Origin of the sequence: Stenotrophomonas sp. SAU14A_NAIMI4_8 (assembly GCF_003086695.1) — a bacterium.
Lineage (GTDB): Bacteria > Pseudomonadota > Gammaproteobacteria > Xanthomonadales > Xanthomonadaceae > Stenotrophomonas.
On sequence record NZ_CP025999.1, the window covers coordinates 613,990 to 634,199 of the forward strand.

Below are 20,210 nucleotides of genomic sequence, written 5' to 3' on the forward strand. Positions count from 1 at the left end.
CCTCCCGGTTCAACCGAAGGTAAAGGCGTAGGCCTGCACGCCCGCATCAAGGAACTCGATCTCGAAACGGTGCGGCGCTACCGCACCGCGCTGGCGCACCAATTGGTACAGCCGGTGTTCGTCGACCACGCCGCTGCCATCGGCGCGCACATCCGCGCCGGCGTCCGCGGCAGGCAACGGTTTGCCATCCAGCAGCACGCGGAAGCGCACCGGGCGACCATCCGCGCCGGGGGCCAGCACCAGATGCAGGTCGCGTGCATGGAACTGGAAGCCGATGCGACCGCCGCTCTGCTGCAGTTGCGCGGCCTCATCGATTACCGTCCAGCGCCCGGCCAGGCCCCACTGGTTCAACTGCAGCGCAGCAGGCAGGGTGTAGTCGAACGACGTGTCGTCGCGCTGGCCGCCGGGCGAGGCGAACTGTTCGGCACGCGCATGGCCCAGGTAGGTTTCCGGTGAACGCAGGTTGCCCATGTCGGCCTGCGCGGCCACGCCCTGCAGGTCAGCGGCGGCAGGGTCGGCCGGTGCCGGCAGATCGATCTGCCCGGCCTCGGTCAGCAGGCGACGGATCACCTGTTCGGAATGCGCATAGTTGCCCTCGCCGAACTGGTGCGCACGGATGTTGCCCTGCGCATCCACGAAGTAGTGCGCTGGCCAGTAATTGTTGTTGAACGCGCGCCAGATGGCGTACTGGTTGTCCAGCGCCACCGGGTAGTCAACCTTCAGCTGCTGCACGGCCTTCATCACGTTGCGCGGGTCGCGTTCGAAGGCGAATTCCGGCGTGTGCACGCCGATCACCACCAGGCCGTGGTCGCGGTAGCGGCGTTCCCACTCGTGCACGTAGGGCATGGCGCGCAGGCAGTTGATGCACGAGTAGGTCCAGAAATCGATCAGCACGACTTTGCCGCGCAGCTGCTCGCGGTCCAGCGGCGGGCTGTTCAACCAGCCGGTGGCGCCGGTCAGTGCGGGCAGGGTGCCTTCCATGGGCAACGGTGCATCGGCCGCCGCAGCGCTGGCCGACATCATCATCGACGGCGGCGAAGGTTGCGCGCCGGGCACGGCATCGAGCAGACCCTGTTCGATGCGCGCGGTGCTGACCGTGGACAGGCGGGTCAGCAGGCCGGTATCCCAGCCCAGGCCGATGGCCACCACGGCCAGCAGCGCGGCAACGCCCAGCACCTTGCGCACGGCGTCGCCCAGGCCCAGGCGCGCCTGCAACGCACGGAACACGCGCCCGCCCACCCATACGGCCAGCGCCAGCGCGGTGATCGCACCCAGTGCATAGGCCAGCAGCAGGGCACTGGTGCCCACGCTGGCGCCATGCAGGGCGGCGCCGGTCAGCACCAACCCCAGGATCGGGCCGGCGCAGGGCGCCCACAGCAGGCCGGTGGCAATGCCGATCAGCAGCGAGGTACCGGCGCCACCCCGGCCGGCGGCATCGGCGGCGTCAGCACGCGCGCTCAATCGCGCACCCACGCGCTGGAACGGCGCCAGCAGGTGGTCGGCCAGGCGCGGCCACAGCAGCGCCAACGCGAACAGCGCCATCAGCACCAGCGCCACCCAGCGCCCGATCTGGTTGGCCTGCGCCACCCATTGGCTGCCGACGGCGGCCAGGCTGGCCACCACGGTGAAGGTGAGCGCCATGCCCAGCAGCAGCGGCAGGGTGCTGCGCAGGAACGGCCGGTCGGCGCGCGCGAACACGAACGGCAGCACCGGCAGGATGCACGGGCTGAGCAGGGTCAGGGCACCGCCCAGGTAAGACAGCAACAGCAACAGCATGGTCAGGCTCCTGCAGCAGAAGAAGAGGCACCCACGGGCACGCGCCAGCCGCCGGCGGCGTCCTGCCGTGCCGGGCCGGGCTGGAACAGCAGCGCCACCCCGTTCATGCAGTAGCGCAGCCCGGTGGGGCGCGGGCCGTCGTTGAAGACGTGGCCCAGGTGGCCACCGCAGCGCCGGCAATGCGCTTCCACCCGCAACATGCCGAAGGTGGTATCGCGGTCCTCGCCCACGGCGTTGTGCAGCGGCGCCCAGAAGCTGGGCCAGCCGGTGCCGCTGTCGAACTTGGTGGACGAGGAGAACAACGGCAGGCCGCAGCCAGCGCAGACGAAGGTGCCGCTGCGGTGCTCGCGGTCCAGCGGACTGCTTCCGGCACGTTCGGTGGCCTGCTGGCGCAGCACCGCGTACTGCGCCGGGGTCAGCAGTCGGCGCCATTCGGCATCGCTGCGCATCACTTCAAACTGGCGTTGCGGGCGCGCTTCAGCCGCGGCCGGCGTGGCCCGGCTGCAGGCGGCCAGGCCCAGCAGGCCAGCGGCGGTGGCGGCACCGCCCAGACCCAGCAGGTGGCGTCGGGTGAGGGGCATGGCGGACTCCGGGAAGGGGCGACGGGGCCATGCTGCGCCCGCCCGGGTCAACGAATCCTCACGCAGGATTCAATTTTTCGTGAGGTATCGGCCGCCTTCCCGCGCCACAATGCGGGCAGCCTCCCCACTGGCCCCGAGCTGCCGATGTCCGCAAAACGCGTCCTGATCGTCGAAGACGATGCCCATATCGCTGATCTGCTGCGCATGCACCTGGCCGACGAAGGCTATGAGGTGATGCACGCGGCCACCGGCGATGCCGGCCTGCACCTGCTGGAACAGGATGGCCCGTGGGACGCGCTGGTGCTGGATGTGATGCTGCCGGGCGTGGACGGGCTGCAGGTCTGCCAGCGTGCGCGTTCGATGGCGCGCTACGTGCCGATCATCATCATCAGTGCGCGCGGCAGCGAGACCCAGCGCATCGTCGGCCTGGAGCTGGGCGCCGATGACTACCTGGCCAAACCCTTTTCCATGCCCGAGCTGGTGGCGCGGGTGCGCGCGCTGCTGCGCCGTGCCGAAGCGATGGCCCAGAGCGCCCGCATCGATGCCGGTGCGATCGATCTGGGCGGGCTGCGGCTGGATCCGGTCGCGCGCACCGCGTCGGTGGAAGGCAACGCGCTGGAACTGACCCCGCGTGAGTTCGACCTGCTGCTGTTCTTCGCCCGCCACCCCGATCAGGTGTTCGCCCGCATGGAACTGCTGAACCAGGTGTGGGGCTACCAGCACGATGGCTACGAGCACACGGTGAACACCCATATCAACCGCCTGCGCAGCAAGATTGAAACCGACCCGGCCAACCCGCGCCGGCTGCTGACCGTGTGGGGGCGCGGCTACAAGCTGGTGGACCCGGCCGGGGCGGGCGCATGATCACGCCGAACCTGTGGCAGAAACTGGCGGCGGTGATCGCCGCGCTGATGCTGGTGTGCTGCATGGCCTTGCTGGCGCTGCAGATGCGCGCCAATACCCGGCACGAACAGGAAGTGGTGCAGCGGCTGTCGCTGGGCCTGGCCGAGCACATCGCCCAGCGCAGCGAACTGATGGACACCAGCGGCATGCGCGACGCTGCCGTGCGCGCGCTGTTCGGCCAGCTGATGGCGGTCAACCCCAGCGTGGAGGTGTACCTGCTGGACGAGCAGGGCCGCATCCTCGGCCACGATGCGCCCAGCGGCCACCTGCGGCGCGACCGCGTGGACGTGGCGCCGCTGCGCCGGCTGCTTGCAGGCGCGCCGCTGCCGATCCTGGGCGACGATCCGCGCAGCGAGCGTGGCCGCAAGGTGTTCAGCGTGGCGCCGCTGGTGGTGCAGGGGCGTCCGGCCGGCTATGTGTACGTGGTGCTGGTGGGCGAGCACCGGCAGATGCTGGCCGACGATCTGGCCGCCAGCAGCCAGTGGAACACCACGCTGTGGTCGATCGTGCTGGTCGGCAGCCTGGGCGTGCTGGCCGGCCTGCTGGCCTTCTACTGGGTCACCCGACCGCTGCGGCGGCTGACCCGGCGCATCCAGGCGTTCGACATCGACGCGCCCTCGGTGTTGCCGCCGTTGGCACCGCTGCGCCCCGGCGAGCGCGATGAACTGAAGATCCTCGAACATGCCCATGCGCAGATGGCGCAGCGCCTGGGCGAGCAGTGGCAGCAGCTGCGCCAGCAGGATCTGCAGCGGCGCGAACTGGTGGCCAACATCTCGCATGATCTGCGCACGCCGCTGTCGTCGCTGCATGGTTATCTGGAAACCATGGCGCTGAAGGAGGCCACGTTGGCGCCGGACGAACGCCGCCGCTATCTGGGCATCGCCCTGGCGCAGAGCGCGAAGGTGGGCCGACTTGCACGCGCGCTGTTCGAACTGGCGCGGCTGGAACACGGTGAAGTGCGCCTGGAATGGGAGGTGTTCGCGCTGCCCGAGCTGGTGCAGGACGTACTGCAGAAGTTCGAACTGGCGGCACAGGCACGTGGGCAGCGGCTGCACGCCGACGTGCCGCAGGGCCTGCCGCTGGTGCGTGCCGATCTGGGCCTGGTGGAGCGCGTGCTGACCAACCTGCTGGACAATGCGCTGCGCCACGCCCCGGAAGGTGGGCAGGTCACGCTGACCCTGCGCGCCACAGAGGACAGCGTGCAGGTGAGCGTGGCCGACGATGGTCCCGGCGTGGCACCGGCGCTGCGCGATGGCCTGTTCCAGGCACCGGCAGCGCTGGGCGCGCGGCGTGGCGACAATGGCGGGCTGGGCTTGCTGATCGTGCAGCGCATCGTGCAGCTGCATGGCCGCCGCATCGAACTGCGCGACAGCGCGCAGGGTGCGCTGTTCGTGTTCAGCCTACCGCGCGCGGACAGCGCGGCGGCCTGACGCGCCGCCGTCCCGCCGGGCATGGCCCGGCGCTACCGCGATGCACGCGACCGGACCCATCGTCGGTAGATCCACGCCATGCGTGGATGCGTTTGGCCGAATCGCAGGCAAAAAAAGACCCGGCAGAGGGAGGGATCTGCCGGGTCCGGATTGCATGGGGGGAGGGACCCATGCAATGAGCGTGGGCGTAACGTCAGTGGCTGTTGGCCGTGGCGTCCGCCGGGGATTCGTTGTGGCCCTGTACCAGTTCAGACCAGGCCTTTCCGGCCTGCAGGCCCAGATCGACCATGTCCTGCTGGGCCTGGCCCAGCCGCTGCAGGTTGTCCTGCCACAGCTGTGCGCCCTTGGGCAGCAAGCCTGCCGGGTCCTCGCTGCGGGCCAGTTCGCCCAGCCAGCCGCCGGTCGCGGTCAGGTTGCGTTCCATCACCTTCAACTGCACGCCGAACATGCTTTCCGCGTTCTCCAGCGCCATCCGGTTTGCACGGGTGGCGGCCGCCGCCAGCTGGCGGGTGGCATCACTGAAACGATCGGCGAAGGCGTTGGCCATGGCTGCGTCGAAGAAGTTGATGCAATGCAGCATACGCCGATCATGCGGCATTGCAACAAAAATAACGAAGGCGCCCGAGGCGCCTTCAAAATTCTTTCAGGATCAATGGCTTGATCAGCCGCCCGGGCCCCGGTAACGGCAGCCGGAGGTGCAGGTTTCGTGCACGGTGATCTCGCTCAGCGCGGGCAGTACCGGCTTCAGCTCGTTCCAGATCCACACGGCCAGGTTCTCGCTGGTGGGGTTTTCCAGGCCGGGAATGTCGTTCAGATAGTGGTGGTCCAGGCGCTCGTAGATCGGCTGGAAGGCCGCCTTCACGTCGCCGAAATCCATGATCCAGCCGGTCTGCGCGCCGGGCTCGCCTTCCACCTTCAGTTCCACCCGGAAGGAGTGGCCGTGCAGGCGCGCGCACTTGTGCCCCGGCGGCACGTTGGGGAGGCGATGCGCCGCCTCGAGCATGAAGACTTTGAAGATTTCCATGCCGCGATTGTACGCCGCCGGCCGGTCGCTGACCCGCCTGCATCGGTTGCTGATGTAAACATTTCATTTCCATCTTGATAAAGAGATGTTAGCTTCTCTTATATCCGTATGAAGAGATGTTATTGGTCCGGACCGGGCCAGGCATGGACTACTGCGGAACTTGTCGTCACCACCACCCCACGAACGTCATGCCCCAGAACACCCTCCTTGCAGCGGCCCTTGCGGCTGCCCTGGCCACGCCGTTGTCCGCGGCGGCCGACACCTCCACCGACGCCAGCGGCGAGGCCAGCACCCTGGCCGCCGTGCGCGTTACCGGTTCCAACATCAAGCGCTCGGACACCGAAGCCTCCAACCCCGTGCAGGTGATCGGCCACGAGCAGCTGCAGGCCAGCGGCAAGGCCACCGTGGCCGACGTGCTGCGCTCGATCTCGGCCAACACCGGCAACGCCGCCAACGAAACCACCAACAACGGCTGGGCGTCGGGTTCGGCCGGCATCGGCCTGCGCGGCCTTTCGCAGAAGAACACGCTGGTGCTGCTGAACGGCCGTCGCCTGGCCAACTACGGCTTCCCGGCCGGCGGCCTGTCGGACACCTTCGTCAACCTCAACGCGCTGCCGCTGGTGGCCGTTGAACGCATCGAAGTCCTCAAGGACGGCGCCTCGGCCGTGTACGGCTCCGACGCGGTGGCCGGCGTGGTCAACATCATCACCCGGCAGAACTTCCAGGGCGCCGAAGTCGGCGGCAGCACCGGCACCGCCGACCAGGGCGGGCTGGACGAACAGAAGCTGCATTTCGTCGGCGGAATCGGCGATCTGGACAAGGACGGCTACAACATCCTGGTCAGCCTGGAAGGCTACAACCGCGATCGCCTGGACCAGGACCAGCGCGACCTGACCAAGAGCGGCATCTACAGCGACCAGCCCGGCGGCCGCTGGAACGGCTGGTCGGCCAAAGGCGCCCGCTATCTGGTGAATGGCACTTCGGTGCCGATGCTGGACGCCAACGGCAACTGCCCCACCGGCACCACCCTGGTGGCCAGCGCGCCGATCGACGGCCTGGCCGGCAACACCTGCGGCTTCAACCAGGCGCCGTACACCACCCTCATTCCGTCCACCAAGCGCTGGCAGGCCTACGTCAACGGCACCTTCCGCGTCAGCGACAACGTAGAAGCCTTCGGCGAAGTGCTGTACAGCGATATCAAGGGCGTGTCCTGGTTTGGCAGCAGCCCTTACTTCACCCTGGAAAGTGGCCGCTTCGCGCTGAACGCCGATACCGGGCTGGCCGAACCGGTGTCCTCCAACCTGCCGGCCAGCAGCCCGTACAACCCGTATGGCCGCGCCATTCCCATCGAATACACCTTCTTCGACCTGGGCGGCACCATCAAGACCAACCGTTCGCAGGCCTACCGCGGCCTGGTCGGCCTGCGCGGCAGCACCGACAATTGGGATTGGGAAGTGGGCGCCTTCGGTGCACGCAGCAGCGAGCGCGAGACCGTGTCCGGCGGCTTCGCCAACCGCTGGGCGCTGGCCGACGCGCTGGCCACGGGCAGCTACAACCTGTTGAACCCGTCGGCCACCCCGGCCGAGGTCATCAACGCGATCAACATCAGCACGCTGCGCCCGGCCGAATCGGTGCTGCAGGGCATCGATGCCAAGGTGTCGGGCACGCTGGGCCGCACCTGGGCCGGTGATATCGGCTTCGCCGCCGGTGCCGAATGGCGCCGCGAGAAGCTGGATTCGGAGAACCCCTGGCAGATCGACGCCGGCCTGCAGATCCGCCCGGCCATCGCCGAAGTGCACGGCGAGCGCAAGGTGACCGCAGCCTACGCCGAAGTGAACGTACCGCTGGCCTCCACGCTCGAACTTTCCGCCGCCGCGCGCGCCGACCACTACAGCGATTTCGGCGATGCGTTCTCGCCGAAGCTGGGCCTGCGCTGGCAGCCGCTGGACATCCTGCTGGTGCGCGCCTCGGCCTCGAAGGGCTTCCGCGCGCCGTCGCTGTCGGAAAACTCGAACAGCACCAGCATTTCCTACGGCAGCGTGATCGATCCGCGTGATCCGGACGTGCCGGGCTCGCGCCAGAACCCCACCTTCTTCACCGTCGGCAACAATGATCTGAAGCCCGAGCGCACCCGCAGCTACAACCTGGGCTTCGTGCTGTCGCCGTGGTCGAACACCAACCTGAGCGTGGACTACTACAAGATCGAGCTGGACAACCTGGTCGGCACCAACAACAGCCAGACCCTGGTGACCGACAACGTGCCCGGTGCGGTGCTGCGCGACGACCGCGGCAAGCTGCTGGCGGTCTACAACCGCTACCAGAACCTGAGCAGCCTGAAGACCTCGGGCATCGATGTGGAACTGCGCCAGCGTATTCCCACCGAATCGTTCGGCGACTTCACCGTGTCCAGCGCCTTCACCCACGTGCGTGACTACCGTCGCCCGACCGTGGTCGGCGGACCGCTGGTGGACTACGCCGGCAGCAACCTGGGCGCCACCCTGCCCAAGAACAAGGCCACCACCACGCTGGATTGGCGCTATGCCGACGTAAAGGCCGCGCTGACCTGGTACTACACCAGCGGTTACGACCAGAAGGCCAGTACTGCGGCCGCGGCGGTGCAGGATCGCGTGGATGCCTACAACCAGCTGGACCTGTACCTGGCCTACACCGGCTTCGAACAGCTGACCCTGTACGCCAAGGTGCAGAACCTGGCCGACAAGGAGCCGCCGTACGACGCCTCGTTCCCCGGTATCCGCGCGCCGTACGACTTCAGCCAGTACGACCTGCGCGGGCGCTACTTCACCGTCGGTTTCGATTACCGCTTCTGAACCACCGGCCGCGACCGGCCAGCACTGGCCGGTCGCGCTGCCCTGCATTCCGGGAAAACACCGTGTCCTTGCATCGCCGTACCGTACTGCCGCTGCTGATCGCCGCCGCCACCGTCTTCGCCGCGCCCAGCGTGGCCCATGCGCAGAGCGCCTACTTTTTCCCGCAGGCCAGCGAGGCCTCGGCCTTCGACGCCAGCATTCCCACCCCGGAACAGTTCCTGGGCTATCCGATCGGCAGTCGCTTCACCCGGCATGACCAGCTGGTGGCGTACTTCCAGGAACTGGCACGCCATTCGGACAAGATCAGCGTGCGCGAGATCGGCCGCAGCTACGAAGGCCGCCCGCTGCTGATCGCCACCGTCACCGCCGCCAGCAACCAGGGCCGGCTGGAGCAGATCCGCCAGCAGCACGCGACCCTGGTCGATCCGGCGCAGCCGCGCAGCGCGGCCGGTGACAGCCCGGTGGTGGTGTGGCTGGGCTACAGCGTGCACGGCAACGAAACCTCCAGCGGTGAAGCGGCCATGCTGACCGCCTACTACCTGGTGGCCAACCGCAGCGCCGAAACCCAGCAGTGGCTGCAGCAGGCGGTGGTGTTGTTCGACCCGGCGCAGAACCCCGATGGCCGCGATCGCGCCGCCAACTGGCACAACGCCTGGGCCTCCGAGCCTGCCTCGGCCGACCCGGCCGACAAGGAACACGTCGAACCCTTCCCGCAGGGCCGCACCAACCACTACTTCACCGATCTCAACCGCGACTGGCTGGCCCTGACCCAGCGCGATTCGCGGCCCAAGGTGGAGGTGTTCCATCAGTGGTACCCGAACGTGCAGATCGACTTCCACGAGATGGGCAAGGACAACACCTACTACTTCGAGCCGTCGCCGAAGAGCATGCACAGCCCGCTGATTCCGGCGGCGTCGTATGAGTTCAACAAGACCCTGGCCAAGTACCACGCGCAGTCGCTGGATGCGTTGGGATCGCTGTACTACACCGGCGAAAACTACGACAACTTCTCGCCGGTCTACGGATCTACCTACCCCGATTTCCACGGTGCGGTGGGGGTGACGGTGGAACAGGCCAGCTCGCGTGGGCGCGTGCAGGAATCGGTGAACGGTCTGCTGACCTTCCCGTTCACCATCCGCAACCAGGTGGCCACCGGGCTGGGCACCGTGCGCGGCGCGGTCACCGAGCACAGTGGTCTGTTCGACCTGCAGAAGAGCTTCTTCCAGAGCGCACTGAAGCAGGCCGGACAGCAGCCGGTGAAGAGCTTCGTGTTCGGCGATGCACATGATCCGGCGCTGACCCGTCGTTTGCTTGAGCTGTTGCTGCTGCACCGGATCGATGTGCATGCGCTGCCGCGCGATGTCACCGTCGATGGCCAGACCTTCAGCGCTGGCAGCGCCTACGTGGTGCCGGTGCAGCAGGCGCAGTTCCGCCTGGTCCATTCGATCTTCGCCGAAACCCCGCCGATCAAGGGCGATGTGTTCTACGGCAGCACCAGCTATGCGATCGCGCCGGCCTATGGCGTGGCCTTCGCCGGCAGCCGCAGCCGCATCGACGGTGGTGCCGCGGTGACCGAACTGCCGGCGGCCGGCGGTGGCGTGGTCGGTGGCCAGGCGACGTTCGCCTATGTCATCGACTGGCGCGACTACAACGCCGGCCGTGCCCTGGCCGAACTGCAGGGCAAGGGCGTGCTGGCGCGTGCCGCGTTCAAGCCGTTCACCGCGGGCACGGCGCAGGGTGATGTGGCCTTCGCTGCAGGCAGCATCGTGATTCCCGTGGCAGGGCAGTCGCTGCAGGGCGCGGCACTGCTGGATGCAGTGAACGCGGCCACGCGCAGTGCCGGCGTACAGGCCCACGCCCTGGCCAGCGGCCGCAGCCGCGATGGCATCGATCTGGGCAGCGACAGCGTCAAGGCACTGCGCAAGCCGGCGGTCGCGCTGGTGATGGGCGAGGGCGTGACCGCCACCGAGATCGGCTCGGCCTGGTTCCTGCTGGACCAGCAACTGCATCTGCCGGCCAGCAAGCTGGACCCGCAGCAGCTGGGCAAGGTGCCGCTGGATCGCTACACCACCCTGGTCCTCTCTGGCGGCAACTACGCCGGCGTGGATGCCACAGCGGTGGCCGCACTGAAGCGCTGGGTGCAGGCCGGCGGTTCGCTGGTGACCTACGGCAGCGCGTCGAAGTGGGCGATCGAACAGAAGCTGGCCGAGGGCGAAACGCTGGGCAAGGATGAGGACGCCGCCGACGAGAGCCGTCGCGCGTTCGGTGACCAGCGCGATATCGCTGCGATCGAACGGGTCAGCGGCAACATCCTCAGTGCCGACGCCGATACCTCGCACCCGTTGGCCTTCGGCGTACCGCGCCGGCCGCTGGCGGTGAACAAGGAAAATGCCGTGGTGCTGCAGCCCAGTGCCAATCCGTTCTCTACGGTGGTGCGCATCGACAGCCCGCCGCGGGTGAACGGTTATCTGTCCGAGCGCAACCGCAGCCGCGTGGCGGGCAGTGCCTGGCTGCTGGTATCGGCGCAGGGGCAGGGCAACGTGGTGTTGTTTGCCGATGATCCGGCGCACCGCAAGTACTGGCACGGCACGGATCGCCTGCTGATCAACGCGATCTTCTTCGGGAATCTGGTGAATCCTAGTAAAGCGCGGGGTTGAGGTGTTGGGCGCCTTGTTGATGCTGGGGTGGGGAGGACGGAGGGGCCGCGCAGGACACGCCGCAAGTACGTCCCTGTAGGCTCGTAGGCGCCTTGCTCGTGTGCGCAATCCTGCGCACACGGCAAGACCGGGGTTGGGCGTCCTGCCCAACCCGCCCGAGGCATGCCTCGGGCCCATGGCGCCTGCGGTCCTGCGCAACCCCTCCGTCCTCCCCAGACAGTTTCCTGCGGGCGCGGACGCATCAAACCCCAAGGCGGGAGCAAGGGCAAAAGCAAAAGCAAAAGCCGAAGCTCCTGCTTCGGCTTTTGTTTTTGAATTTGAATTTGAACTTGATCTTTCTTGTTCCGACTACCCGGCGGGACAAGAAGGCGCTGGAAATGTCTGCAGCGCCGCCCCCGCGTCCCAGCGCCCAGATAGAACCAGCCGCGTGCTCTACCGCCCGGTAGCCAACCCAAAAAAAGGACGGCGCGTCAGCGCCGTCCCTCGATAGCCCTCCCGCGCAGCGGGAAGCGTATCAACCGTCAGCCAGGATCAGCCAGCGCGACCGCCGCCGTTGCCGCCCTGGCCACGACCGCGGCCGCCGCCATTGCCACCACCACCACGACGCTGGCCCTGGCCGGCGCCAGCACCTGCACGCTGCTGGCCATTACCACCGCCTTCGCGACGGCCGCCGCCCGACTTCTTCGGGCCGGCATGCGCGTGGCGCGGCGCATCGCCGTGCGGACGACGGGCGTGGCTCTTGCGCGGGGCGCGTTCGCCGGTTTCGTGCTCGGCCTTGCCCGGCGCACTGTTGCCCCAGCGGATCGGCACCTGCAGCTCGAAGCCCGGCACATCGCGGATATCCATGTCGCGGCCCAGCAGACGCGTGATCGCGCGCAGCAGCTTCACTTCATCCTGTGCGACCAGCGAAATCGCCTGGCCGGTGGCACCGTTGCGGCCGGTACGGCCGATGCGGTGCACGTAGTCTTCGGCCACCATCGGCAGATCGAAGTTGATCACCTTCGGCAGTTCGTTGATGTCGATGCCGCGCGCGGCGATATCGGTGGCCACCAGCACGGTCACCCGGCCGGCCTTGAAATCACCCAGTGCACGCAGTCGCTGGCCCTGGCTCTTGTTGCCGTGGATCGCCGCAGTCTTGATGCCGGACTTTTCCAGGAACGCAGCCAGCTTGTCGCTGCCGTGCTTGGTACGGGCGAACACCAGGGTCTGCTCGCGGCTGTCCTGCGCCAGCAGGTGCAGCAGCAGGTCGCGCTTGCGGCCGCCGTCGACCGGGTGCACGCGGTGGGTGATGGTTTCGGCCACGGTGTTCTTCGGCGTCACCTGGATCTGTTCCGGGTTGCGCATGAACTCCAGCGCCAGCTGGCGGATGTTGTCCTCGAAGGTGGCCGAGAACAGCAGGGTCTGCCGGTTCTGCTTCGGCAGCTTGGCCAGGATGCGCTTGATGGACGGCAGGAAGCCCATGTCCAGCATGCGGTCGGCTTCGTCCAGCACCAGCAGTTCAATGCCGGACAGGTCGATGCTGCGGCGCTCCAGGTGGTCGATCAGACGGCCCGGGCAGGCCACCAGCAGATCCACGCCACGGCGCAGGATGTCCAGCTGGTTGCCCATGCCCACGCCACCGTAGATGCAGGCGCTGGGAATGCGCAGGTACTTGCTGTAGCCGCGCAGGCTGTCGTGCACCTGGGTGGCCAGTTCGCGGGTCGGGGCCAGGATCAGCGCGCGCGGCTTGCGCGGGCCGCTGCGCACTTCCTGCGATGCGGTGCCCAGGTGCTGCAGCAGCGGCAGGCCGAAGGCGGCGGTCTTGCCGGTACCGGTCTGTGCGCCGGCCAGCAGGTCGCGACCGGCCAGCGCCAGCGGAATTGCCTGCTGCTGGATCGGGGTCGGGTTTTCGTAGCCCTGCTCGGCAAGCGCACGCAGCAGGAAGGGCGCCAGGCCCAGCGATTCAAAAGACATTGAGTTTGCTCCAAGTACAAGAAACGCCTGACCGATCGGACAGGCGGGGGCAGATCAAACTGATCGGCTGACTCGGAGCGTTCCCGTGAACCGCGCTGCGAGAAGTTGGGTGCAGCCGGCGCGGAGCACAGGCTGGAATGCGTGACGAACGGTGTCGGAGTGGGGGCGGGCGAAGGGGCGGACCCCGGTCGCCGGCGATCCCGAAGGGAAACGGACGGCCGCTGCAGACCCGCATAGTCTAACCGAAGCCTGAGACCTCACGCAAAAACCCCTGTTCAGGGAAGGGGAGGGGGCTGGCAGGGCTGCGCCCTGCACCCGCTACCGTCAACGTCAACGTCAACGTCAACGTCAACGTCAAAAGCGGGCGATCCGTGGGATGGCGGGGCGGGTCCGGTCGAGGGGGACGCTGCAAGTACGTCCATGTAAGCTCGGTCGCCGCATCCATGCGGCTCACGCCCCCTCGACCGGACCCACCCCGCCTTCGACGGTTGGCCGCGAACTGTCGGAACGGCGCTCTGCTCTGGTGGGTGTCGACCTTGGTCGACACGGATGAATTCATTCGATATCCGACAGATGTGTCGACCAAGGTCGACACCTACCAACAGCCGCGTGAACCTGTCGAAGGCGGGGCGGTGTCGGATTGCGGGGTGTCCGCGGCATGGATGCCGCGGCCAAGCCTACAGGGACGTACTTGCGGCGTCCCCGCAATCCGACACCGCCCCGCCATCCCACGGAATGCCCGCTTTTGACGTTGCTCCGGCCGTTGCCGTTGCTCCAAGCAGGTGCAGGGCTGCAAGCCCTGCCGAACCCCCTCCTACGGTAGGGTGGGCCGATGCCGCGCTGCAGCTTGGCTACGCCGTGCATTTGATTACACTTGAAACTTGTTTGCCCACGACTCCGGACACCCACCCATGAAGCTTGGTTCTTTGAAGGAAGGCGGCCGCGACGGCACCCTCATCGTCGTCTCGCGTGACCTGCGCCACGGCGTACGCGCCACCGGCATCGCCGCCACCCTGCAGCAGGCGCTGGAAGACTGGAGCCACATCGCACCGCGCTTGAACGCCCTGTACGAATCGCTGAACGCCGGCGATGCCGATGGCGTGTTCGACCTGGACCCGCAGGCCCTGGCCGCGCCGCTGCCGCGTGCCTATGAATTCGTCGATGGCAGCGCCTACCTGCCGCACGTCGAGCGCGTGCGCCGCGCCCGTGGCGCCGAAGTGCCGGAAAGCTTCTACACCGACCCGCTGATGTACCAGGCCACCAGCGCCGCCTTCTACGGCCCGCGCGATGCCGTAAAGGTGGTCAGCGAGGACTACGGCATCGATCTGGAAGCCGAACTGGTGGTGATCACCGACGACGTGCCGATGGCGGTCAGCGCCGAACAGGCCGCCGGCCATATCCAGCTGATCGGCCTGGTCAACGATGTCTCGCTGCGCAACCTGATTCCCGGCGAACTGGCCAAGGGCTTCGGCTTCCTGCAGTCCAAGCCGCGCTCGGCGCTGTCGCCGGTGTTCGTCACCCCCGATGAGCTGGGTGATGCCTGGCAGGACAGCAAGGTGCACCTGCCGCTGCTGACCCACATCAACGGCGCCTGGTTCGGTGCTCCGGAAGCCGGCGTGGACATGCAGTTCAATTTCGCCCAGCTGGTCGCGCATGCCGCCAAGACCCGCCCGCTGGGCGCCGGCGCCATCGTCGGCTCGGGCACCATCGCCAATGAAGACACCAGCAAGGGTGCCTCCTGCTTCGCCGAACAGCGCACCGTGGAAACCCTGCGCGACGGCAAGCCGAGCACGCCGTTCATGTCGTTCGGCGATGTGGTGCGCATTGAAATGCTTGATGCCGCCGGCAACAGCATCTTCGGTGCCATCGAGCAGCGCATCGAACAAGCGGCCAAGCCCTGAGCATGGAGGCGGCGATGGACATCCTGGTTGATGACGGCCCGGTCGACGACGGCATCGTGCTGTACACCTACTGGCGATCCAGCGCCGCCTATCGCGTACGCATTGGCCTGGAACTGAAAGGCCTGGCCTGGGAAGGCCGGGCGGTGCACCTGGTGCGCGACGGTGGCGAGCAGCATGCCGGTGCCTATGCCGCGCTCAACCCGCAGCAGCTGGTGCCAACCCTGCTGCATGACGGCCACACGCTGAACCAGTCGCTGGCGATCCTGGAATACCTGGACGAGCGCTTCCCGCAGGTGCCGCTGCTGCCGGCCGACGCCGCCGGCCGTGCACGCGTGCGTGGCCTGGCACAGCTGGTGGCCTGCGATATCCACCCGATCAACAACCTGAGGGTGATGCAGTACCTGGAGCGCGATCTGCAGGTGCCGGCCGACGCGCGCACGCAGTGGACCCTGCACTGGATGGCCGAAGGGCTGGCGGCCATGGAAACGATGCTGGCCAGCAGCGGCGACACTGGTCGCTTCTGCCACGGCGATCGTCCCACCTTGGCCGATCTGTGCCTGATGCCGCAGCTGTACAACGCGCACCGGTTTGGACTGGACCTGGCGCCGTTCCCGACGCTGCGCCGCATGGAGGCCGCCTGCCAGGCCGTGGACGCCTTCGATCGCGCCCGCCCGGAAAACCAGGTTGATGCGGTGAGGTGAGTTATTCCCTGGCATTGATCAGGAGTTGGACAGTCTGCGCTTTGTCGCTAATAGTGTTCGTTGTCGGGAACAATCAGTCTGTCGTGTCCATTCGGCTAGAGTGGAAGTCTCCAACCTGCGCTAAATGAAAAAGTGTGATCGGAGTTGGATTTCTCGATTCTGCGTTACCCGAGAATATTGTTGTGTCCGCCAGGTGCAGTTCGTTGGTGGTCGAGGAAGGCTGTCGTCTGCGTGTCTCCTAGAGGTGGAGTGGACCAATGCTTCGGTGAAGCAAGGGTGTCCATGCCGGGAGTATGGGAATTTTTGACAAGGAGTAGTTATGGAAGGTTCCAAGGCTCTTAAGGGATTGATTTCGTGCCTGATTGCTACAGGAGGTGGCCTAGTCGTAGACGCAGCCCTCGCCTCCGGTAGTTTCTGTACTACCAATGGATGTGAGGTAAGGCCCCCTGTTTTCTTCCTTCCCGGTTTCGGCGGGGGGCGGAGGTGGTTGGGGAAATGACGGTAACTCGGGCGATCCGGAGCGCGAGCGGATCACCATGTGGTGTACTGATTTTCCGTCCATCATGGATTCGGACTATGGGTGTAATGTTTATAATCCTCCTGTCCTGTTGGTCAACGGTTGTGGGGCCGTAGGGGGAATGCCGGTGCCTGATTTTCTTGTCAGCCCGGTTTCTGCTGGGGTGGCTGCGGGCTATGGCGGTATATTTACTGACGCCTGTAATGCCCACGATGTCTGCTATGGGACCGTCGGAAAAGACAAGGCGGCGTGTGATGCGCAGTTGAACGAGGATATGGTCGCCGTCGGCTTGGCCAATATCCCTGAGCCCAACAAGGGATTTTTCATGCCCTATGTACAGGGGCAAGCATGGGCGTATTCCAAGTTCCTTCAGTGGGAGTACATACAGCCTTGGACTTCTGGTCCGGCATTCAATGCTGCCCAGGATGAGGCTTGGTGCCGAAAGTGGTCTGCGGAGTATCAGGAGATTTGCTGGTAATGTCCTTATTTAATAGAAAATCTGCGGACATAGGTGCTGTGGTTGTCGCTGCCGGGGTGGCGATAGGGGCGGCTGTGTGGTTTCGAACGGGATCGGCTGAGCCAATTTCGGGCGCCGATGCGGGCTCCGATTCGTTATCCGGCTTAGTCAAAGCAGGGGGGCGGACAATGGAGAGCATTGGAGCAAGCTCCCTTGCTGAAGGGCGGATTGATTCTGTCCAAGTACCCGCGTCGCAGCTTGCGGCCAGTGACCCGCGGCTGGTTGCACTGTCCAAGGCAGAGCTGGCTTGGCTCGAGAAGCATTACTATCCCACTCAGGCGGAACTGGATGCTTTGGATAGGATTGACCTGAAGGAACTTGAGCGATCAGCTGATCCGAAATCGAAGATGCTGTACGGCATTGCTCTCATCCGGCGAGGTCAAGTGCCAGGAGCGATGCCGGCCTTGAAAAATGCCGCCACGCAGGGAGCCTTCTATGCATACGAGGAGGCTGCCGCAGCCGAGTACGCAATGCTTACTAAGAGGGGAATGGATGCTCAGACGGTGCAGGACATGCTGCGAGCGAAGGTCGAAGTCGCCAAAATTCTGGGAGATCACCGGGCGGAGTATCTCCTTGGTAGGAACTTGCCAACCGGATCGGTCGCCAATCCTGCTGCCGTGCAGCAGTACACGACTGAGTTTCTGCGGCAGCTGGGTATGAATGCACAGCTCATGGGCGTGAGTGCGGCCGGTCCCGATCCCCGACCCAATGCGGATCTGTGGAGTGATGTCACAAAGCTGGGGAATTCAGACTCAGCTGACGAACAGATCGACGTCTATAGTCGCAGGTGATTTCAAGAGATGAACCCTGACATCCGGTTTTCTGCAAGTCCGGTTTGGGTAGCGTCGTTGTTTGAGCAGGCCTCGCAATCAGCAACGATTGCGAGGCCTGCGGCAGTAGTCCAGCTAGGCAGTCCTTCGGTCCTGTCGCATTGGCTCCTGGGTCTCATTCTGCATGATTCTCTGCAGTCTTATGACAGCTACTACCGATCAGTAGATTCGCTTCAGCAACGGTATGACGACAGCGCGCTGGCGATCAAGCTGAGTTCAATCAGTAGCGCAACTTCGATTGAAGCTCTGTGCAAGCGTGGCAGTCCGATATCTGGACACCGCGGATCGGTAAGGACGGGGGACGTGGTTGTCAGGACTGAGAATATGTTCAGTTCGAGATTCCTTCCTCCGCAGAAGGATCGCGCGCAAGTGGCCCTGAAGTCTTGGTTCCAACTGCGCTCGTCGCCGACCATGAACCTTGCGTCCCGCGACGTTCGCTTGGCGAGCTATTTGGTACTGCTTACCATTCACATGTTGCGTGATGGAAACGGACGATTGGCGCGATTGTTGTTTGCTGCAGATAGTCTGCAAGCTTTGGCCGATCCGATAGAGATACTGACGCTTGTATGCCTGCACCGGGACCGTGGGCAGGCGTTTCATATTGCGGCTCGCTGCGCACGGGAAGGAGATCTCTCGATGTTGTCCGCGTGTGGCAAGGAGGCTGCTAGTTTTGCTGTTGATCTGGCAGGAAGTGCGATTGCCTCGCTTGAGCGGGCATTGACGGAAGGTGATGCGCAGCAGGTAGATGCAGTTTCGAGGGATCTGCATCGGTTAATTAGCGTCTGCGTAAGAGGGTAGCGCAACCAGGGATCCTTGCGTCCCTGTTTCCGGAATCTGGGACCTGTTGCCCTGCGTGAGGCTTTCAGTCTATTGCTCCTCGCTGGTCCCTTTCGCCTCGAGCGTAAGGAAATCGCGATTTTTCGCCTGGTCTGTCGCCATGCTATGAGGGGCAGGCCTGTCAGCCAGAGGTCGCTTCCCTTCCCGTGCACCGGAATAGAACTTCTGGTCGTAGCAGATCGGGATCGATCTCACTGATCTACGGAATTGCAGGTCCAATCCATGACGAGGCCGGCGTACCGCACAGCGCTGCCACGCGGCAACGACTAGGGCAAGCCGCGATACTTGGCCAAGCGTGGGACCCTGGAGTTACCCGCGCGCGTGGCCGGCCTGCGCATTCACCAGCATCTGCCGCAGGTCCTCGCGGAACAGCCGATAGCCGGCCTCGCGGCGTGCCTCATCGCCCTGCCGCAGCACCCACGCCGGGTGCACCGTGGCATAGCCGCGGGTGCCATCGTCCAGCGTGTGCCAGCGCCCGCGATCACGGGCCAGGCTGAAGTCCCGCCCGAACACGGCCATGGCGGCGGTCGCCCCCAGGCACACGATCAGCTGCGGCCGCACCCGCGCGATCTCGCCCAGCAGCCAGGGCCGGCAGGCATGCACGTGGCGGCTTTCCGGCCGCTTGTGCAGCCGCACCTTGCCGCGTCGCTCATGGTGGAAATGCTTCACCGCGTTGGTCAGGTACAGCGTGGCGCGGTCGATGCCCAGCTCGGCCAGCGCACGGTCCAGCAGTTGCCCGGCGGGCCCGGCGAACGGGCGGCCGCTCAGGTCCTCCACGTCACCGGGCTGCTCGCCCACCACCATCACCCGCGCATCGGCCGGGCCCTGGCCGAACACGGTCTGGGTGGCCGGCTCCCACAGCGGGCACTGCTGGCAGGTGCTGGCCTGCGCGCGCAGCGCCGCCAGGCTTCCATCCACGGCAGGGGCCGACAGCACCCGTGCCGGCACCCGCCGTTGCGGTGCCTGGGCGGGACGGTCGTGCATGTCCTGCACCCGGCCTGCCGCCTCGCGCACCAGGCCCGGCAGCAGCTGCGCCTCGGGCAGGTGCCGCCAGTACTTGGCCGGCATTTCCTGCTGCATCATCCGGGTGTTCAGCCGCGCCGGGTTGAAGATGCTGGCGTAGTAGGTCTGCCACAACGCCTCGCGCGCGTCCTCGGCCGGCGCATCTTCGCGCCGGCCACCCGGCCCGAAGCTCAAGGCCTGGCCGTCCCACTGCACGCTGCGACCGGGGGTCAGGATCGCCCAGCGCATGCCGGCGAAGCGGCGCGCGAAGAACGGTGCCACGCGATCCACGATGTGGTGTTCCGGTTCGAACCAGGCAATGAACGCGTCCTGTTCGCCGGGCACTTCGCGGAAGCGTACGAAGGCCTTCATCTTGTGCGTGTCGCGGCGCACCGCCTGGGCCATCGCCATCGCCCGCAGTACGTCGGCGTCGGTCGGGTTGGACAGCACCGCGCGTTCGCCATGGGTGATCCGCCACAGCAGCCGGTACAGCAGGGCCATGCGTTGTGGTTCGCGGTGGCACAGCACGGTCGCGGCCAGTTCCAGGAAATCACGCGGCACGCCGGGTTGCGCGCCCTGCGCCGGGTTGGCCGTCGCGTCGGGCAGGGCAGGGGCATCCAGCAGCGAGGCCTCATGGCCCGGCAACCAGTCCAGCTGCGATGGCGGCACCGCAGCCAGCAGCGCCCCGCGCGCGCCATCGCGCCAGGCCTGCAGCGACCACGGCGGGTCCACGCGTAGCGACCAGCGTTGCAC

Annotated in this window: 15 protein-coding genes; 9 read left to right on the forward strand and 6 right to left on the reverse strand. The window is 66.1% G+C overall.

Annotated elements, in window-relative coordinates; all coding sequences use genetic code 11:
- Nucleotides 1-9: 9 nt before the first annotated feature.
- A complete protein-coding gene (locus C1930_RS02735) occupies nucleotides 10-1,776 on the reverse strand; it encodes a cytochrome c biogenesis protein CcdA (RefSeq protein ID WP_108771027.1) in 1,767 nt (588 codons plus the stop codon).
- A 2-nt stretch (nucleotides 1,777-1,778) separates the two neighbouring features.
- Nucleotides 1,779-2,357, reverse strand: coding sequence for a peptide-methionine (R)-S-oxide reductase MsrB (gene msrB, locus C1930_RS02740; protein ID WP_108748402.1), 579 nt, complete (start codon nucleotides 2,355-2,357; stop codon nucleotides 1,779-1,781).
- A gap of 144 nt (nucleotides 2,358-2,501) precedes the next feature.
- Between msrB and C1930_RS02745 the strand changes: the two genes are divergently transcribed.
- Nucleotides 2,502-3,221: a response regulator transcription factor gene (locus C1930_RS02745; RefSeq protein ID WP_108748403.1), complete on the forward strand. Its 720-nt coding sequence runs from the start codon at nucleotides 2,502-2,504 to the stop codon at nucleotides 3,219-3,221.
- The gene (locus C1930_RS02750; RefSeq protein WP_108771028.1) at nucleotides 3,218-4,690 is read left to right on the forward strand and encodes a HAMP domain-containing sensor histidine kinase; all 1,473 of its coding nucleotides are present in this window, start codon (nucleotides 3,218-3,220) and stop codon (nucleotides 4,688-4,690) included. The genes C1930_RS02745 and C1930_RS02750 overlap by 4 nt, the downstream gene beginning before the upstream one ends.
- A 193-nt stretch (nucleotides 4,691-4,883) precedes the next feature.
- Here C1930_RS02750 and C1930_RS02755 read toward each other — a convergent pair whose 3' ends face one another.
- Nucleotides 4,884-5,237: a phasin family protein gene (locus C1930_RS02755; protein ID WP_108751458.1), complete on the reverse strand. Its 354-nt coding sequence runs from the start codon at nucleotides 5,235-5,237 to the stop codon at nucleotides 4,884-4,886.
- Nucleotides 5,238-5,351: 114 nt separating this feature from the next.
- On the reverse strand, nucleotides 5,352-5,714 hold the full coding sequence (gene queD, locus C1930_RS02760; RefSeq protein ID WP_108748405.1) for a 6-carboxytetrahydropterin synthase QueD: 363 nt from the start codon (nucleotides 5,712-5,714) through the stop codon (nucleotides 5,352-5,354).
- A 188-nt stretch (nucleotides 5,715-5,902) separates the two neighbouring features.
- Between queD and C1930_RS02765 the strand changes: the two genes are divergently transcribed.
- Nucleotides 5,903-8,542, forward strand: a complete 2,640-nt coding sequence (locus C1930_RS02765; protein ID WP_108755326.1) for a TonB-dependent receptor — start codon at nucleotides 5,903-5,905, stop codon at nucleotides 8,540-8,542.
- A gap of 62 nt (nucleotides 8,543-8,604) precedes the next feature.
- On the forward strand, nucleotides 8,605-11,199 hold the full coding sequence (locus tag C1930_RS02770) for a M14 family zinc carboxypeptidase (protein ID WP_108771029.1): 2,595 nt from the start codon (nucleotides 8,605-8,607) through the stop codon (nucleotides 11,197-11,199).
- 531 nt (nucleotides 11,200-11,730) lie between these two features.
- On the opposite strand, the gene C1930_RS02775 is transcribed toward C1930_RS02770, so the two are convergent.
- On the reverse strand, nucleotides 11,731-13,152 hold the full coding sequence (locus C1930_RS02775; protein ID WP_108752081.1) for a DEAD/DEAH box helicase: 1,422 nt from the start codon (nucleotides 13,150-13,152) through the stop codon (nucleotides 11,731-11,733).
- A gap of 911 nt (nucleotides 13,153-14,063) precedes the next feature.
- Between C1930_RS02775 and C1930_RS02785 the strand changes: the two genes are divergently transcribed.
- From C1930_RS02785 to C1930_RS02805, 5 genes are all read left to right on the forward strand, one after another.
- Nucleotides 14,064-15,053 carry a fumarylacetoacetate hydrolase family protein gene (locus tag C1930_RS02785; RefSeq protein WP_108755329.1) on the forward strand — a complete coding sequence of 330 codons (990 nt, stop codon included), beginning with the start codon at nucleotides 14,064-14,066 and terminating at the stop codon, nucleotides 15,051-15,053.
- Between the two features lie 14 nt (nucleotides 15,054-15,067).
- Complete coding sequence (gene maiA / locus C1930_RS02790) at nucleotides 15,068-15,754, forward strand: maleylacetoacetate isomerase (protein ID WP_108771030.1); 687 nt, start codon at nucleotides 15,068-15,070, stop codon at nucleotides 15,752-15,754.
- Nucleotides 15,755-16,317: 563 nt separating this feature from the next.
- Entirely contained in the window at nucleotides 16,318-16,749 is a 432-nt protein-coding gene (locus C1930_RS20140; protein WP_159093529.1) for a hypothetical protein, read from the forward strand.
- Complete coding sequence (locus C1930_RS02800) at nucleotides 16,749-17,579, forward strand: hypothetical protein (RefSeq protein WP_159093531.1); 831 nt, start codon at nucleotides 16,749-16,751, stop codon at nucleotides 17,577-17,579. Before C1930_RS20140 ends, C1930_RS02800 begins: the two co-directional genes overlap by 1 nt.
- A 9-nt stretch (nucleotides 17,580-17,588) precedes the next feature.
- Nucleotides 17,589-18,416 carry a Fic family protein gene (locus C1930_RS02805; protein WP_108771031.1) on the forward strand — a complete coding sequence of 276 codons (828 nt, stop codon included), beginning with the start codon at nucleotides 17,589-17,591 and terminating at the stop codon, nucleotides 18,414-18,416.
- A 348-nt stretch (nucleotides 18,417-18,764) separates the two neighbouring features.
- On the opposite strand, the gene C1930_RS02810 is transcribed toward C1930_RS02805, so the two are convergent.
- The gene (locus C1930_RS02810) at nucleotides 18,765-20,210 is read right to left on the reverse strand and encodes a UdgX family uracil-DNA binding protein (RefSeq protein ID WP_234412727.1); all 1,446 of its coding nucleotides are present in this window, start codon (nucleotides 20,208-20,210) and stop codon (nucleotides 18,765-18,767) included.

Coding starts and splice junctions, on each gene's coding strand:
- C1930_RS02750 (WP_108771028.1), top strand. CDS start 3,218: ATGATCACGCCGAACCTGTGGCAGAAACTGGCGGCGGTGATCGCCGCG.
- C1930_RS02805 (WP_108771031.1), top strand. CDS start 17,589: ATGAACCCTGACATCCGGTTTTCTGCAAGTCCGGTTTGGGTAGCGTCG.
- msrB (WP_108748402.1), bottom strand. CDS start 2,357: ATGCCCCTCACCCGACGCCACCTGCTGGGTCTGGGCGGTGCCGCCACC.
- C1930_RS02755 (WP_108751458.1), bottom strand. CDS start 5,237: ATGGCCAACGCCTTCGCCGATCGTTTCAGTGATGCCACCCGCCAGCTG.
- C1930_RS02775 (WP_108752081.1), bottom strand. CDS start 13,152: ATGTCTTTTGAATCGCTGGGCCTGGCGCCCTTCCTGCTGCGTGCGCTT.
- queD (WP_108748405.1), bottom strand. CDS start 5,714: ATGGAAATCTTCAAAGTCTTCATGCTCGAGGCGGCGCATCGCCTCCCC.
- C1930_RS02800 (WP_159093531.1), top strand. CDS start 16,749: ATGTCCTTATTTAATAGAAAATCTGCGGACATAGGTGCTGTGGTTGTC.
- C1930_RS02785 (WP_108755329.1), top strand. CDS start 14,064: ATGAAGCTTGGTTCTTTGAAGGAAGGCGGCCGCGACGGCACCCTCATC.
- C1930_RS20140 (WP_159093529.1), top strand. CDS start 16,318: ATGGATTCGGACTATGGGTGTAATGTTTATAATCCTCCTGTCCTGTTG.
- C1930_RS02765 (WP_108755326.1), top strand. CDS start 5,903: ATGCCCCAGAACACCCTCCTTGCAGCGGCCCTTGCGGCTGCCCTGGCC.
- C1930_RS02745 (WP_108748403.1), top strand. CDS start 2,502: ATGTCCGCAAAACGCGTCCTGATCGTCGAAGACGATGCCCATATCGCT.
- C1930_RS02735 (WP_108771027.1), bottom strand. CDS start 1,776: ATGCTGTTGCTGTTGCTGTCTTACCTGGGCGGTGCCCTGACCCTGCTC.
- maiA (WP_108771030.1), top strand. CDS start 15,068: ATGGACATCCTGGTTGATGACGGCCCGGTCGACGACGGCATCGTGCTG.